Source organism: Gracilibacillus caseinilyticus (genome assembly GCF_022919115.1).
Taxonomy (GTDB): domain Bacteria; phylum Bacillota; class Bacilli; order Bacillales; family Amphibacillaceae; genus Gracilibacillus; species Gracilibacillus caseinilyticus.
Map to the genome: position 1 here is coordinate 1673165 of NZ_CP095072.1, position 16814 is coordinate 1689978.

15 protein-coding genes are annotated in these 16814 nt (G+C 38.8%); 13 read left to right on the forward strand and 2 right to left on the reverse strand.

Annotated elements, in window-relative coordinates; genetic code table 11:
• Nucleotides 1-66 precede the first annotated feature (66 nt).
• The 3 genes from MUN88_RS08070 to MUN88_RS08080 all read left to right on the forward strand — a co-directional run bounded on the left by MUN88_RS08070 (nucleotide 67) and on the right by MUN88_RS08080 (nucleotide 2359).
• Nucleotides 67-864: a basic amino acid ABC transporter substrate-binding protein gene (locus MUN88_RS08070; RefSeq protein ID WP_244723136.1), complete on the forward strand. Its 798-nt coding sequence runs from the start codon at nucleotides 67-69 to the stop codon at nucleotides 862-864.
• A gap of 119 nt (nucleotides 865-983) precedes the next feature.
• The gene (locus tag MUN88_RS08075) at nucleotides 984-1640 is read left to right on the forward strand and encodes an amino acid ABC transporter permease (protein ID WP_244723138.1); all 657 of its coding nucleotides are present in this window, start codon (nucleotides 984-986) and stop codon (nucleotides 1638-1640) included.
• The gene (locus MUN88_RS08080; RefSeq protein ID WP_244723140.1) at nucleotides 1637-2359 is read left to right on the forward strand and encodes an amino acid ABC transporter ATP-binding protein; all 723 of its coding nucleotides are present in this window, start codon (nucleotides 1637-1639) and stop codon (nucleotides 2357-2359) included. The genes MUN88_RS08075 and MUN88_RS08080 overlap by 4 nt, the downstream gene beginning before the upstream one ends.
• 796 nt (nucleotides 2360-3155) lie before the next feature.
• Here the strand turns inward: MUN88_RS08080 and MUN88_RS08085 are convergent.
• Together MUN88_RS08085 and MUN88_RS08090 are read right to left on the reverse strand one after the other, a co-directional pair.
• Nucleotides 3156-4160, reverse strand: a complete 1005-nt coding sequence (locus MUN88_RS08085; RefSeq protein ID WP_244723141.1) for an HAAS signaling domain-containing protein — start codon at nucleotides 4158-4160, stop codon at nucleotides 3156-3158.
• Nucleotides 4147-4509, reverse strand: a complete 363-nt coding sequence (locus MUN88_RS08090; protein ID WP_244723143.1) for a PadR family transcriptional regulator — start codon at nucleotides 4507-4509, stop codon at nucleotides 4147-4149. Before MUN88_RS08090 ends, MUN88_RS08085 begins: the two co-directional genes overlap by 14 nt.
• A 295-nt stretch (nucleotides 4510-4804) precedes the next feature.
• Here MUN88_RS08090 and MUN88_RS08095 point away from each other — a divergent pair, with 295 nt between their 5' ends.
• From MUN88_RS08095 to MUN88_RS08140, 10 genes are all read left to right on the forward strand, one after another.
• Complete coding sequence (locus MUN88_RS08095) at nucleotides 4805-5722, forward strand: fumarylacetoacetate hydrolase family protein (protein WP_244723145.1); 918 nt, start codon at nucleotides 4805-4807, stop codon at nucleotides 5720-5722.
• 608 nt (nucleotides 5723-6330) lie between these two features.
• Entirely contained in the window at nucleotides 6331-7368 is a 1038-nt protein-coding gene (argC, locus tag MUN88_RS08100) for an N-acetyl-gamma-glutamyl-phosphate reductase (RefSeq protein ID WP_244723147.1), read from the forward strand.
• 12 nt (nucleotides 7369-7380) lie between these two features.
• Nucleotides 7381-8610, forward strand: coding sequence for a bifunctional ornithine acetyltransferase/N-acetylglutamate synthase (gene argJ / locus MUN88_RS08105; RefSeq protein WP_244723148.1), 1230 nt, complete (start codon nucleotides 7381-7383; stop codon nucleotides 8608-8610).
• A 12-nt stretch (nucleotides 8611-8622) separates the two neighbouring features.
• Nucleotides 8623-9426, forward strand: coding sequence for an acetylglutamate kinase (gene argB, locus MUN88_RS08110; protein ID WP_244723150.1), 804 nt, complete (start codon nucleotides 8623-8625; stop codon nucleotides 9424-9426).
• Nucleotides 9419-10597, forward strand: a complete 1179-nt coding sequence (gene argD, locus MUN88_RS08115; RefSeq protein WP_244723152.1) for an acetylornithine transaminase — start codon at nucleotides 9419-9421, stop codon at nucleotides 10595-10597. The genes argB and argD overlap by 8 nt, the downstream gene beginning before the upstream one ends.
• A gap of 66 nt (nucleotides 10598-10663) precedes the next feature.
• Nucleotides 10664-11566 carry a formyltetrahydrofolate deformylase gene (gene purU / locus MUN88_RS08120; RefSeq protein ID WP_244723154.1) on the forward strand — a complete coding sequence of 301 codons (903 nt, stop codon included), beginning with the start codon at nucleotides 10664-10666 and terminating at the stop codon, nucleotides 11564-11566.
• 580 nt (nucleotides 11567-12146) lie between these two features.
• Nucleotides 12147-12893: a C40 family peptidase gene (locus MUN88_RS08125; protein WP_244723156.1), complete on the forward strand. Its 747-nt coding sequence runs from the start codon at nucleotides 12147-12149 to the stop codon at nucleotides 12891-12893.
• Nucleotides 12894-13116: 223 nt separating this feature from the next.
• The gene (gene araD / locus MUN88_RS08130; protein WP_244723159.1) at nucleotides 13117-13818 is read left to right on the forward strand and encodes an L-ribulose-5-phosphate 4-epimerase; all 702 of its coding nucleotides are present in this window, start codon (nucleotides 13117-13119) and stop codon (nucleotides 13816-13818) included.
• Between the two features lie 33 nt (nucleotides 13819-13851).
• Nucleotides 13852-15336, forward strand: coding sequence for an L-arabinose isomerase (araA, locus tag MUN88_RS08135; protein WP_244723162.1), 1485 nt, complete (start codon nucleotides 13852-13854; stop codon nucleotides 15334-15336).
• 139 nt (nucleotides 15337-15475) lie between these two features.
• Complete coding sequence (locus MUN88_RS08140) at nucleotides 15476-16588, forward strand: GntR family transcriptional regulator (RefSeq protein ID WP_244723165.1); 1113 nt, start codon at nucleotides 15476-15478, stop codon at nucleotides 16586-16588.
• The last annotated feature ends 226 nt before the right edge of the window (nucleotides 16589-16814 follow it).

A 16814-nucleotide genomic window follows, 5' to 3' on the forward strand; every position in this document is an offset into this window, starting at 1 on the left:
TTTAAGAGTGAATTACTTTAAGATATTCGTTGTGAAATGTATAAATAATAACTGGAGTGAATATTTATGAATAAATGGATAAAAGGTTTTGCTGCTTTGTTACTCACTGTGCTAGTAGCATGTGGTACTGATGATAGTGCAGAACAAACTAACGGAAGCGATAAACCAACCTTAAAAGTAGTAACTGAAGCAGGATTTATGCCATTTACTTATTTAGATAAAGGCGAAGTAGTTGGTTTCGACATCGATTTACTTGCTGCGGTGATGGAAGAAGCAGGTTATAATTATGAGCTTGAGAATGTTGGCTGGGACGCGATGTTACTTTCAGTTGAACAAGGAGATGCTGATCTTGCAATTGCAGGTGTGACGGTGAACGATGAGCGTAAACAATCCTATGATTTCTCTTCTCCATATTTCGAATCAACACACAAAATCATTTTCCGCTCAGGTGAAAATATTACAAGCGGACAAGACATAAAAGATTTGAAAGTCGGTGTACAATCAGGAACTACTGGTGCAGAAGCAGTTGAAAAGATTCTTGGCAAAAACGCTGACAATATCTCGAAATATGATTCCAATACACTGGCATTAACCTCTCTACAATCAGGAGATGTAGATGCAGTTGTAACAGATAACGTTGTTGCGGATGAATATGTGGCAAACAATCCGGAGGCAGACGTTGAAATGATTTCAGATCCAGAAACGTTTGAATCTGAATATTATGGCATTATGTTCCCGAAAGGCAGTGACATCAAAAAAGATATTGATGCAGCTCTTCAAACGCTTATTGAAAATGGAACATATGCAGACATTTATAAAGAGTGGTTTGGTGTTGAACCAGATACTGCCGCGTTAGAACAATAATTTCACATCCTACGAAAAGCGTAGCGAACCCGTTGCGCTTTTCGTTTTGTTTGGTTTATGCAAGTATAAAAAAGGGAAACAAAAGCAAAGTAAAGTAAAGATAGAAAGGAGATTACAACATGGATTTCAGGTTTGATATCATCGTAGAATACTTCCCTTTCTTCATGAAGGGTATGGGGCTTACTGTTCTAATGTCTGTAATCGGCGTCTTAATGGGTTGTATTCTCGGTTTTTTTATAGCGTTAGGAAAGATGTCCCCTGTATGGATCGTACGGTTACCATTTGTCTGGTACATTAACTTTTTGAGGGGAACACCATTATTAGTGCAATTGTTCTTATTTCATTATGCGGTTCTACCGACGGTTATTGGAGAGACAACACCCGTTATTTCGGTGATTGTAACATTGTCGCTAAACTCTTCTGCTTATGTAGCGGAAATATTCCGTGCAGGCTTGCAGTCGATTGATAAAGGACAAGCGGAAGCGGCGCATTCATTAGGTATGAATAAATTCCAAGTCATGCGTCATGTTCTGCTGCCACAAGCGTTCAAGCGCTCCATTCCGCCGTTAGGAAATGAATTCATTGTCTTATTAAAGGACTCTTCATTAGGTGCCATGATTGCAGCTCAGGAAATCCTGTATTGGGGAAGAGCAGCGTCTGGACAATACTTAAGAGTGTGGGAGCCATACTTAATGGTAGCACTGCTTTATTTAATCTTAACGCTTGGTCTTACTTATTTATTAAATTATATAGAAAGAAGGTTTGATGTGAAATGATTTCGGTTAGAAATTTAAAAAAATCCTTTGGCGATTTGGAAGTATTAAAGGATATCAATGTTGATATTGATCAACAGGAAGTTGTTGTTGTCATCGGACCTTCTGGATCAGGTAAATCTACATTTCTCCGTTGTCTTAACTTAATTGAATCCGTTACGGACGGTACAGTGACTATTGATGGGCAGGAATTAACCGGAAAAGGTGTCGATATTAATAAACTACGTGCAGAAGTGGGAATGGTATTTCAGCAGTTTAACCTTTTTCCTCATAAGACGGTATTAGAAAATATTACGCTTCCGATTATGACCGTAAAAAAATGGGGGAAGCAGGAAGCAGAAAAGAAAGCGAAAGACTTGCTGCAAAAAGTTGGCTTGTTAGACAAGGCAGCGGCCTACCCTGAATCATTATCAGGTGGGCAAAAACAGCGTGTAGCCATCGCAAGAGCGTTAGGTATGGAACCGAAAGTAATGTTATTCGATGAACCAACATCTGCTTTAGACCCGGAAATGGTCGGCGAAGTATTAGGAGTTATGAAGCAGCTTGCAGAAGAAGGCATGACGATGGTTGTCGTAACGCACGAAATGGGCTTTGCACGAGAAGTCGGTGATCGCGTTATTTTCATGGATGAAGGATACGTGATCGAGGAAAACGAACCGAAGCAAATTTTCGAAAATCCACAGCATGATCGTACTAAGTCATTTTTGAGTAAAGTGTTGTAAAAGATCATTCTGGTTAGATAAAAAATATCAGTAATGCTCTAATTACGAGCAATACAGATTTGAAGCAAACTGCGAAGTAATGACGATCTCTGGTGATGCTTCACCTAACTAGCGTGAAGACCATTTTGAAATGGAGTAAGTGCTAGGATACCGCTCCCTCCAATCACTCTGCGTCCTGCGGGGCACGGCTGAAGCTAACTTTGTGAAGAAAACCACTTCACAAAGTGGATCTTCAGCACCTGCACGTCCCGCGGGAGTCTCCGTGGTTGGCCTACGCTATGATATTTGTTCTACAACTCGTGCAAGAGATAGTATATAGAGTGCTATAAATGAGTGTTCATACTAAGTCTAGCAATGCTTAATGCCTAGCACCATAGCTTTTAACTGTTGCAGTCGTTGTAGAACTTCCTTAAAGCGTAGGAAATAGGCGGAGACTCCCGTGGGATCAGCGCGAGCCGAAGATCCACTTAGTCTGTGCCTGTGTCTGCAAGTATCGCTTTGAAGCGGGCTTCCTCGGCACAAGGCAGCAATGAAGTAGTTCAAGTAGTAGCCTAGCTAAAGTCGTGCCCCACAGGACGCGGAGCCTATTTCCGGAGCTTGGCTTAGCACCTCAAAAATGTCAAAATCACCAAATTGAAATAAGCGTTTGTTTAAAGAGTTACTTCGCAGTATATACATACAGCACAAAAAAGCCGAACCTAACATGAACGTTATTTAATCAAAGTTTATGATAGGTTCGGCTATTACTTTGGCTTAAATTTTTTTGTCCCAGATTTATATTACTGGCAAAAGTAATCTACTTACTTTTGTTTACTTTGATAAACCCTTCAACCAGTTCCCAGATCAGTCCAATTACCATCAATATAAAAATGCATAATGTGGAATTTTCCCAGATAGAACTTACGGTTTGATAGGCATCGCTTCCTTCATTCAGTAAGCCTGCTTGAGTTAATTCAAGCATGAAGTTTGGATTCCAAAAATCCAGTCCGGTGATCATCAACATTACGGCTGCTAATTGTACCAAATTGAGTAGTAATATAAAGGTTGCCAACTTGGATGTCCATTCCCCAAATACGAGTTTTAATGCCTCTTTTATGATCCCAATCCCTAAATAAATGATGATTAATATCAGTTGAAAGTCGAATGTTTCTGTGTTTAAAAATGGTACCACTCCGGAGAATCCATCATCAAAAACCCAAATACCAAGATATTCGCTTGAAAACATAAAGGCGACGATCAGTATTGCTAAAAATGCAATGCCCACAATTGGTTCATGCTGCTTGATGCGGCCTTTTTTATTGGGAACGGGAGCTAATTTTGCCGGATGCCATTGCTTGTTAAACTCTACATCTTTCGGGTTTATTTTCTCCATATATTCAGCAATTCCAAAACCGAAAGCAGTCCAACCGAACGCTGCGGGAAGAATGGTTACGAGTGAAACGATAAATCCGACGAAATGATCCAGAATCGCAACAGGGTTTATAATGGACTGAACGATGAAAACGATAAAAATAGACAAAGCTGTTGAAATTAAAGTGATTTTAACTACAAGCATGAATGGATCGTATAATTCAGGTCCTATAAAATATTTTTTTGATCCACGATAATTTCTTGCTAATTCTCTAGGGTTTCCTAACTCCAGTAATACTTCTTCCACATCTTTTTCTGTAGCTCCTTCTCCTTGAACTCGTTCTGCCAGCATATCCTCAATCAGACCACGAAGCTCCATTTCAATATCCTTTTGTTGCGACTGTGGCAGCCTTTGGGTAACGGCATAAATATAACGGTCAATCATCTCCATTTTGTTTTTCTCCTTTCTCTTCTATCACATGATTTAGGCTCTGAACAATATTTTCCCATTCTGTAATAAGAAGGTCATAAACCTCTTTACCTGTTTCACTTAAAAAATAATACTTGCGTGGCCGGGATTCGTTGGTATCCCATTTCTGTTCAAGCAGACCTTGTTTTTCTAATCTTCTCAAGAGTGGATAGAGTGTCCCAGGTTCAACGTGAATCCCTTTTTCTCCAAGCATACTGACGAGAGAATATCCATACTGAGGTTCGGATAACTGACTTAATACTCCGATGGTAATGGTTCCACGACGTAATTCTTGTATTAGTTTATCCATATAATCTTTTGCTTCGCTCATATTATCAACTCCTGTTCACAGTATAGTGTATGTCGTACACTATTATAAATTACAAAATATTAAATTGAATTTATCATGATGTCACATAATTTAATAAATCCCTTTCAAGACTGGATGAAGTATAAATATGGATAATAAAATTCCGAAATATTTTGAGTTATTTTTCACTCTTAAACAAGGCGCTAACAGGTTCAGCAGATAATTACTACTTCGTGCAGTTCCTTGGTTGACACAAAGCGACAAATTGAAAAAATCAGGTGTGGTATAATAAGAAATAAATGGGAGGGAGATAGAGATGAAATTAGTACGTTATCGATTCAAACATCCATATGCCCAAAGTAGAATGGGGATTGTACAAGGAGATCATGTGCTTGATATTAGCGGATTACAACATGAGTTGATCGAACGAGGAACGCTGGATGCTGCCACTTATTTAATTCCGTCAGACCCACAAGCTTTTTATCAACAGGCTCAATTTCATATTGAACAAACAGAACAATTGCTTCCACACATGAAGGATACAGATTCTCTGCATATGCATAAGCGAGAAGATGTTGTATTAGAAGCACCTGTGCCAAATCCATCGAAAATTATTTGTACTGGCATCAATTACGCCAATCATGTAAAGGAAATGGGCAGTGATATCCCGAAATATCCAGTCCTGTTTTCTAAATTTAATAATGCATTAATTGGCCCAGAAGACGATATTCATAATCCGCAGACTACCAATAAATTAGATTATGAAGTAGAACTTGCGGTTGTTATCGGAAAAAGAGCTTCATATGTCAAAAAAGAAGACGCTCTTACATATGTTGCTGGTTATACGATTGCTAACGATATATCGGCACGTGATTTGCAAAAAAGAACACCGCAATGGTTGCAAGGAAAATCTTTGGATCATACTACGCCGATCGGTCCTTGGCTGGTAACGAGATCTGAACTGGCGGATCCAAGTAATCTAGCTATTACCTCCTATGTGAATCAAGAAGTCAGACAATCTTCGAATACAAAACATTTAATATTTGATATTGAATATTTAATAAGTTTTATTTCGAGTCTGATGACATTAGAGCCAGGGGATATTATTTTTACTGGTACACCAGATGGAGTAGGATTGGCTATGAACCCCTCTCGATTTTTGCAAGCAGGTGATACGGTTAAACTTGAAATAGAAAAAGTCGGTACGCTTACAAACCGAGTGATTGATAAATAAAAACAGCACCCACAGTTAAGTTATTGTGGGTGCTGTTTCTATCAGTAAGTAAAAGGTATTGTCGTAAATCCATTATTTTCGCAAGGGGATTATAGCGATAAAGTGAAAATAACACTTCTGATAATACGGATTATGTAAAGTGGAACTGTATGACAATAAGGTCATTTTGAAATATTTTACCTGCTATGCAAAGCTCCGGTAATATGCTCCGCAGGACGCGGAGTGGTTGGCCAGAGCTACAAATTATTTCAAAATTAACACTAATCTAGTAAGCTCCTAGTTAACATCACCCACATTATAGTTAGCTATATATTTTTAAGTTAGTAAGGATTGAGTAGGTTTAGGATGGGTTTTTTCATTTACTAAGGTGCGTGTTTAATTCGAACGTTTCTTCCACTTTTGTATATTTATACGAATTTATGTATATAAGCATTTTATGTAATATGCAAGGGATAGTATACGACATACTGGGAATTTTACATGGATAATTAGACGAATAGCTGTTTAAATAATGATTTTTTAAAAATGTTCATAAATAATATTGCATGAAAATACAAAATGGAGTATAATTATAAACTAATCAGACACGGAAATTAGGGGGAACTGTTGTGGATGTAGCAATAATAGGTGGAACGGGTTATGGTGCGGTAGAATTATTACGATTTTTGCATAACCATCCACATGTAAATGTAAAAAAAGTAATTTCACATTCAAATAGTGGGACGGATTTAGCGGATGTATATCCTCATCTTACAGAGGTAGCAGATATTCAAATGTCTGCTTTGGAAGTTGATACGCTTGCAGAGGAAGTGGAGCTTGTTTTCTTTGCGACACCATCCAATGTCAGTAAGAACGTTATCCCATCTTTAGTAGAAAAAGGTGTACGTTGTATCGACTTATCTGGCGATTTTCGCTTACGAAATGGTGACAAGTATCAGGAATATTACGGAGAAGAAATTGCTCCTTGGCAATATATTGATAAAGCAATTTACGGTTTATCCGAGATTAATAAAGAAAGCATTAAAGAAGCTAGTATTCTAGCAAATCCGGGATGTTATCCGACAGCAACAGCACTGGGTTTGATTCCGGCAATTGAGCAAGGGTTAATTGACTCACAATCAATTATTATAGATGCGAAAACGGGTGTTTCTGGTGCAGGGAGAGGGCTCTCCTTAAACTTCCATTTTTCTGAAATGACTGAAAATTTCCGAGCATATCAAGTAGGCGTTCATAAACACATTCCAGAAATAGAACAGACGTTATCAGAACTTTCTCATGAAAATATTCAGGTGATCTTCACACCACATGTAGTGCCGATGACAAGAGGGATTATGAGCACTATTTATGCAGATATGAGTGATGAATACCAAACGAAGCAGTTATTGGATATCTATCATTCTTACTACAAAGATCACCCTTTCGTAAGGGTCCGACCTGAAGGTGTGATTCCGGCTACGAAAGAAGTATATGGAAGTAATTATTGTGATATTGGTTTATACGCGGATGAAAGGACCGGAAAGCTAATCATTGTATCTGTTATTGACAATCTAGTAAAAGGTGCTTCCGGCCAAGCGATTCAAAATATGAATATTATGTATGGATGGGATGAGAAAACAGGCTTAGACCAGTTACCTATCTTTCCTTAAGGAGTGAACAAAGTGGTATTTACGGATCAACAAGACACATTTAAGCTATTGAAAAACGGAAATATTGCATCGGCAAAAGGTTTTCAGGCAGGTGGTTTACATTGTGGGCTAAGAAAGAAGAAAATTGATTTAGGATGGGTATATTCCGATGTACCTGCACAGGCAGCTGGCGTTTATACAACCAATGTGTTTCAAGCGGCCCCCTTAAAAGTAACGCAGGAAAGTATCGCTAAGGAAAATCAACTGCAAGGAATCATTGTTAACTCAGCCATTGCCAACGCCTGTACAGGTGAACAAGGGTTGCAGGATGCGTACGATATGCGAAAACAATTTGCAGAAACAGTCGGAATTGAGGAACACATGGCTGCTGTAGCATCTACTGGCTTAATAGGAGAATTATTGCCTATGGATCGTTTGCAAAAAGGCATCAGCCAGATCAATCACGAAGAGCACCTCGGCGCAGGTAAGTTTGAGACAGCGATTTTGACTACTGATACGAAAGAGAAAGGGATCGCGATCGAATTAGAAATCGACGGTCAAACCGTTACAATTGGTGGAGCGGCAAAAGGATCTGGAATGATCCATCCTAATATGGCGACAATGCTTAGTTTTGTGACAACAGATGCGAATATTGCGTCTGCTGCATTACATGACACACTTAAATCCATTACGAATAAATCATTTAACATGATCACAGTAGATGGTGATACAAGTACAAACGATATGGTGTTAGTATTGGCGAATGGTAAGGCTGGAAACCAGCCATTAACAGCTCAGCATCCACAATGGAACGATTTTTATCAGGCATTACAGTTTGTCTGCGAGTATTTAGCAAAAGAAATTGCTAGAGATGGTGAAGGAGCTACTCGCTTGGTAGAGGTGCAGGTAGATGGAGCTTTCACCGATGAGAGTGCAACAGCTATCGCAAAATCAATCATTTCTTCTAATTTGGTGAAGACGGCTATTCATGGTGCGGATGCGAACTGGGGACGGATCATTACTGCGATTGGCTATAGTGGTCAGGCATTAGATCCAGACAAAGTCAGTGTATATCTTGGTGAGATCTTAGTTGTAGAAAATGGAGTACCAGCTCCATTTAATGAAGAGCAAGCAAAGGAATACTTATTAGAGGATGAAGTTAAAATTATCGCCAAATTAGGCGATGCTAATGGAAAAGCAACAGCATGGGGCTGCGATCTTTCCTATGAATATGTAAGAATTAATGCTTCTTATCGTACGTGAGGAGGAAGTTTTATGAAGTATGTCGTAATTAAATGTGGTGGTAGTGTTTTCGAACAACTGCCTCCTTCTTTTTATCAGGATATTGTCACCATTCAAAAGCAAGGGGAGTGGCAGCCTATTATCGTCCATGGCGGTGGACCGTTGATATCCCACTTATTACAACAAACAGGTGTGGAGACCAAATTTGTCAATGGCTTACGTGTGACGACTAATGAGGTGCTGGATGTCGTTGAAATGGCACTGAGTGGTTCGATTAACAAGGGCATCGTTCGTAAGTTATCGAAAGCAAAAGGGAATGCCATCGGTATAAGTGGCGTGGATGGTACGTTGTTTGCAGCCAAACCAGTCGAGGAAACTGATTCACTTGGTTTTGTTGGCGAAGTAACGAATGTTAATACTAGCTTATTGGAATCGTTTGTTACACAAGGATTGATTCCAGTAGTGTCACCTCTAGGTATTGATGCTTTCGGTCAACGGTATAACATCAATGCTGACATGGCAGCCTCTGCAGTAGCACAGGCGTTAGGAGCAAAATTATGTTTTATTAGTGATATTCCTGGAATATTTCACGAAGTAAATGGGGAAAAACAGGTTTTTCATCAGTTAGACGAAGAAAAAATTGAAGAACTAATTGAACAAAAAATCATTCATGGTGGGATGATACCAAAAGTTCAGTCTGCTTTATCCGCATTGTATCGTAATGTAATGGAAGTATCGATTGTGGACGGAACGAAAGAGCACGGATTTGTTGATTTTATGCAAGGAAAGCAAATCGGTACAAGAATCGCACTAACTCAGGAGGTGCCATATGTCTAATCAAACTGAAACACTTCAACCAGTCATGCAAACATACGGAAGATTCCCGATCACATTAGTCGAGGGAAAAGGGAGTTATGTATGGGATGACCAAGGAACAAAATATTTAGATTATACGTCTGGTATTGCGACATGTAATTTAGGTCATGTCCCAGAACCAGTTGAAAAAGCTGTGAGCGAACAATTAACTAAGCTCTGGCATTGCTCCAATTTGTATCATATTCCGTCTCAGGAGAAATTAGCCAAAGCATTAACAGACAACAGTTGTGGGGACCAGGTGTTTTTCTGTAACAGTGGGGCGGAAGCAAATGAAGCGGCTATAAAAATTGCGAAAAAATATGGTCACGATGTATTAAAACAAGACAATCCACTTATTATTACGTTCCAGAACTCTTTCCACGGTAGAACAATGGCAACCTTGTCTGCTACAGGTCAGCAAAAAATTCAGGATGGATTTGCTCCATTAACACCAGGCTTTCAATATTTACCTTATAATGACCAAGAGGCATTACAACAATTAAGTGCACTTAAGCCTGCTGCTGTATTGTTAGAGCTTGTACAAGGTGAAGGTGGCGTCATTCCGGTTGATGTTGATTGGATAAAGGAGTTATCAGCCATCTGTAAAGAAAATGATATACTGTTGATGATAGATGAAATTCAAACAGGCATTGGCCGAACAGGGAAGTTATTTTCTTATCAGCATTACCAAATAGAGCCGGATGTGTTCACCATTGCAAAAGGTCTTGGCTCAGGCTTTGCAATTGGAGCTATGGTAGCCCAAGAACATGTAGCAAAAGTATTTACGCCTGGTACACACGGAAGTACTTTTGGTGGTAATCCAATGGCAGCAACTGCTGGTCTTGCTACAATTAAGCATGTAACAGAAAATAATGTCTTAGAGAAAGCGAATGAAGTAGCAGATGTTATTTGGTCTAAGCTTGAAGAATTAGTAAGTAAGAAGTCACAGGTGAAGTCAGTTCGCGGCCAAGGTCTTCTAATTGGCTTAGAGGTGGAAGGAAATGCGATCGACTATGTGAATAAAGCGCGTGAAGAACAGCAATTATTGATCGTAGTAGCCGGTCCATCGATTGTAAGAATTTTACCTCCGTTAACAACGACAGAAACAGAAGTGGAACATTTTATTAAAAAAATGGAGCAGGTTTTTTCGTAGAATACTTGACCCAACTGAATAAGATGGTAAAGTATTAATGGATAATAGTATAAAGTAGGGATCAAGATGAAAAGCTATATAGCGGAAAAACTGGAAACATTTAAAAAAAATAATAAGAATAGAGCGAGGCTGTTAATTAACTGTGATGATCAACCAGGTATTGTAGCGACGGTATCACAGTTTTTGTATGATCATCAGGCAAACATACTCGAATCCAATCAATACTCTACCGATCCAAATGGTGGTGGCGAGTTTTTTATTCGCATTGAATTTGAAATAGAAGATCTAAAAAATCAAGTTAATCAACTGGAGCAAGACTTTGAGGAAATTAAAGATCAGTTTCAGTTGGAAGCTACGTTTAAATATGTCGATCAAATTAAAAAAGTGGCGATTTTTGTATCGAAAGAGCCGCATTGTCTGTTGGAGCTGTTATGGGAATGGCAGAGTGGCGATCTGATGGCAGACATCAGTCTTGTTATCAGTAATCATGACACTTCTCGTGAGTTTGTGGAGCCATTGGGGATTCCGTATTATCATATACCAGCTAATAAAGATATACGTAAACAGGTAGAAGAAGAACAGATTGCATTGTTAAAGGAGCATGAAATCGATGTAATTGTGCTGGCTCGATATATGCAAATTTTAACACCTCATTTTGTAGAAACATTCAAAAACAAAATCATTAATATTCACCATTCATTTTTACCGGCATTTATTGGAGCGAAACCGTATGAGCGGGCATATCAGCGTGGAGTAAAATTAATTGGGGCTACTTCCCATTATGTAACCAATGATCTTGATGAAGGTCCGATCATTGAACAGGACATCAGTCGTGTCGATCACCGTGACAATGCCGAAGCAATGAAGAAAATCGGTCAATCGGTTGAAAGAAGTGTCTTAGCACGAGCGGTCAAATGGCAATTAGATGACAGAATTATCGTGTACGGCAACAAAACAATCGTATTTTAACTAAAAAAGCATTCCAGACATTACGGAAACGTCGGGAATGCTTTTTTCTTGTCAGTAAAGAAAGTACACAAGTACAGTCATTCATGCCAAATATAAGTTGGCTTCTTATAATATGGATTATGTCAAGCGTTGAAGTCATTTTGAAATGTTTAGTGTGCTGGCATACCGCTCCGGACAACCACTTCGCGTCCTGCGGGGCACGGCTGAAGCTCCACTTCGTCTGTGCCTCCGTCTGCAAGTATCGCTTCGAAGTGAGCTTCCTCGTCATAAGGTAGCAAAGAAGTTGTTCAAGTAGTAGCCTAGCTGAATCCGTGCCCCACAGGACGCGGAACATATTTCCGGAGCTTTGCATAGCAGATAAAATATTTCAAAATGACCTTATCGTCATACAGTTCCACATGACATAATCCATATTATAGGTAGCTGTATCTATTAAAGATAGATAGAAACGGGCTAGGATTTAAGTTTTGTTTTTCTTAGCGCATATTGAAAATGGGGGGAGTTGGTGAGATCAAATTAGGCACTTTCCTTAGTCGCCAACGCCTATTTAACGGCATATGTTATGGTGAGGTGATACAGGATGCGTATGTTTGATGTGCATATTCAAGGTGACCTGATTTGGGTTAGGCCACTATTTCCTGATCTGGCTTTTAAAGTATATGAGAATAACCTGCACCTGGCTGCAAACAGTAATTCACGCGAAGCCTATTTAACCTTGCAGAAGCCAGCCCCATCTACCTTGATCACCATTGAATATGTTGTAAATGATACATTGCAAAGAGAGCAATATCCGCTAAGACAGTATTTTGTTACAAGGGACCGGACATTCCAAGCGGGGGATATATTAGTAGCAAGTGATAATATAAAGGCAGAATTAACAGGTTATTTGGGGCATGCAGCTATCGTTATCAATGAGAAGGAGTTAACAGAAGCCCCAGGTAGCGAACCGGCGATCGTAAAGGATTCGATTCAGCAGTTCCTCGTAAAACACCCATTGCATGCACAATTTCGACCTAAACAAGCAAAAATAGGGAAAAAAGCTGCAGATTATGCGATTCAATATTTGCAAGATTATCATAATAATTTGAAAAAAGGGGTGCAACAACCAAAATTCTCTTTTAATCTTTCACAAGATTTGGATGATCCGTGGGAAGAAATTTATTGTTCTAAATTGGTATGGCTATGCTATCATTTTGGAGCTGATTATACATTTGAGAATGATTATTTATGGTTTTCACCGGAGGATATGTATCATCAGTTATTAGAAAATGATGACTTTGAACTTATCTATCAGCATCAGGATGTAGAGTTTCTAATTGATACCTAAAAGGATGTATAAAAGCGGCTGTTATTATGTGTACAGCTGCTTTTTTCCATTTTTAACCCTGAGCTGGATAGATTTCTTCAGAATGATTGATGCTTTCGTAGGAAATTTTATAAAAATATGATTTTATTATTGAATGTACGTACGAATTGTATTATTATGAAAGTAATTCATTTTACACATACGTACAAGAAAGAAATGAATAGTGAAAGGGTGTTAACAAAACATGCTTGAAACATTAAAAGAGCAAGTAGTGGAAGCAAATCGCGATTTACCAAAGTATGGATTAGTAACCTTTACTTGGGGTAATGTAAGCGGTTTCGACAAAGAATCAGGATTAATGGTCATCAAACCGAGTGGTGTACCATATGAAGAGTTAAAACCAAAAGATCTAGTTGTCTTAGATTTAGAAGGGAATATTGTTGAGGGTGATTTGAAGCCATCTTCAGATACACCAACACACCGTTTATTATATCAAAAATTCCCTGGTATCGGTGGAATAGTGCATACACATTCCCCGTGGGCGACAAGTTGGGCACAAGCAGGTAAAGGCGTTCCTGCGCTTGGAACGACTCAGGCAGATTATTTCTATGGCACGATTCCATGCACCAGAAGAATGACGAAGGAAGAAGTACAGGGTGAATATGAATGGGAAACTGGCAATGTAATTGTCGAAGCTTTCCAAGATCAAGATATTGATCCACTGCAAGTTCCAGGAGTCCTTGTCCACAGTCATGCACCATTTAATTGGGGTAAAGACCCGCACGAAGCCATTCATAATGCAGTAGTGCTGGAAGAAGTGGCTAAAATGGCATTGCACACTTATCAAATCAATCCTAACACAGAAGATATGGATTCATTCTTGCTAGACAAGCACTATTTAAGAAAGCATGGTGCAAATGCTTATTATGGTCAAGATAAAAAATAATTATATAATGTGCAAATTTGAGGAGGAAAATATATGTTAAAAGTACGTCCGTACACATTTTGGTTTGTGACAGGTAGTCAGCATTTATATGGTGAAGAAACATTACAGGAAGTAGCAGATAATTCAAAGCAAATCGTTGCTGGATTAAATGAAAAAGGTAACTTACCTTATCAAGTAGAGTTTAAAGAAGTATTAACAACTTCAACAGATATTCACCGTCTTCTTCAACAAGCAAATTCTGATGAAGGCTGTGCAGGTGTTATCACTTGGATGCACACATTCTCTCCGGCAAAAATGTGGATTACTGGTCTAAAATCATTGCAAAAACCATTATTACATTTGCACACACAATTTAACCGTGATATTCCATGGGAAAGCATCGACATGGATTTCATGAACACGAACCAAGCAGCACATGGTGATCGTGAATACGGCTTTATTGGAACAAGAATGGACGTTTCCCGTAAGGTAGTCGTTGGTCATTGGGAAAATTCAGAAGTAACTGGAAAAGTGTCTGATTGGATGAAGACTGCTGTTGCTGTATCAGAAGGCAGCAATATTCGCGTAGCACGTTTCGGTGATAACATGCGTAATGTTGCCGTGACAGATGGAGATAAAATAGAAGCACAAATTAAATTTGGCTGGGTTGTTGACTATTATGGTATTGGTGACCTTGTAGAAGAGATGGATAAGGTAACGGATGCAGAATTAGATGCTTTATATAAAGAATATCAAGAGCTTTATGAACTTCCTGCAGAAGCTAGTGAGCCAGGACCAGTTCGTGACTCTATTTTATACCAAGGTAAAATCGAATTAGGTTTAAAATCATTCTTGGCAAAAGGTAACTATACTGCGTTTACAACAAACTTCGAAGATCTTCACGGAATGAAACAATTACCAGGACTTGCGGCACAACGTTTAATGGCAGAAGGTTATGGGTTTGCTGGTGAAGGTGACTGGAGAACAGCAGCATTACTCCGTATGATGAAGATCATTTCTGATAATGAAGGGACTTCATTCATGGAAGATTATACGTATCACTTAGAGCCGGGTAATGAAATGATTTTAGGTTCACACATGTTGGAAATCTGTCCAACCGTTACGGCTACCAAGCCTAAAATTGTCGTGAATCCATTAGGTATCGGTGGAAAAGAAGATCCAGCTAGACTTGTATTTGATGGTCGCGGTGGTGATGCTGTTAATGCATCACTTGTTGAAATGGGTGGACGCTATCGTCTTGTCATCAATGAAGTGAAAGCAGAACAGCCAAAAATCGAAACACCAAATCTGCCAGTAGCAAAAGTATTGTGGAAGCCGCAGCCATCCTTGAGTGAAGCGACAGAAGCATGGATTTATGCAGGTGGAGCACACCACACTGTATTCTCATTTGATGTAACAACAGAGCAGTTATACGATTTCGCCAATATGGCAAAAATCGAATGTGTTGTCATTGATGAGGACACGAAATTACGTCAATTCCGTAATGAATTAAAATGGAATGAAGCAATTTACCGTTAAGTCGATCAGCAGAGGTCTTATTTAAGGCCTCTGCCTTCTTATTAAGGACCAAACCTTGACAGGTGCGATGAATCCTATATGCTTAAGTAAGGGAAAATAGAGTAGTATGAATTAGTAGGATTATTGGGGTGTAGATGAGATGCAAACAAAGTACAGTATTGTGAAACAAGCAATCAAATCAAAAATATTAGATGGTACCTTTCAACCACATGAGAAAATCAGTTCAGAGAGTGAATTAATGAAGCAGTTCGGTGTGAGCAGACATACTGTTCGTCTTGCTATTGGTGACCTCGTCAATCAAGGCTGGCTTTATCGTGAACAAGGTGCGGGTACTTTTTGTGCAGATCGTTCGAAAGAAGAAATCGCCGGGGCTATCCCGCAAAAAAATATTGCAATAATCACGACGTATATATCGGATTATATCTTTCCTTCTATTATTAGAGGAGCTGAATCTCATTTAAGCGAACAAGGCTATCAAGTCAGCTTGTTCAGTACAAATAATGACCATGATAATGAACGAAAATTCCTGGAAAAAATCCTGACCCAACATTTTGACGGAGTCATAATTGAACCAACCAGAAGTGCGATTACCAATCCAAATATTAATTATTATTTGAATTTAGAAAGACAGAATATCCCTTATTTAATGATCAATGCGTTCTATGATGAGTTAGAGCCGTTTCGCATTGTAATGGATGATGAAAAGGGTGGTTTTGTACAAGCTGAGCACTTGCTTGAGCTGGGACACCGAAATATTGTGGGATTCTTCAAAAATGATGATATCCAAGGATCAAAACGGATGAAAGGCTATTTAAAAGCGCATCGAAAACACAAAATCGATATTATGCCGAATAACATCATCACGTACAACACAGAAGAGAAAAACAGCAAACCGGCCGAAACACTGAGAAAGATGTTAGATCAGCCGAAAGAAAAACGACCGACAGCTATTGTCTGCTATAACGATGAATTAGCTATCAAACTGCTGGATGTAATTCGTGAAGCTCAACTAAAAGTACCCGAAGATCTTTCAATGGTCGGATTTGATGATTCATTTATGGCGGAAGTAACAGAAGTGAAACTGACTACAGTTGCTCACCCGCAAAGTGAAATGGGAGAACTGGCAGCCAAAGTCATATTAGATATGGTGAAACAAGAACGTCCTACGAGTAAAGAGAAGCATATGGAAAAAGATTTGATACGATTTGATCCGGAGTTGATCATTCGGAGTTCGACAGCACCCATTAAATAAAAATAAAAGCTATTACTGAACAAAATAAGTAATAGCTTTTATTTTTTTTTGATTAAAATTAGGTCGTATAAGTTTAAATGAATATTTATAGATTGGTGAGTATTGTAAATAACGGGATTTTTGTTATACTAATAGTACGTACATTTCATAAATGAATTTGTTAACTTGTTGATCGTTTGTAAACGTTATCAATAACTTAGTGTAAATGGAAAAAATGTGTAAAAGT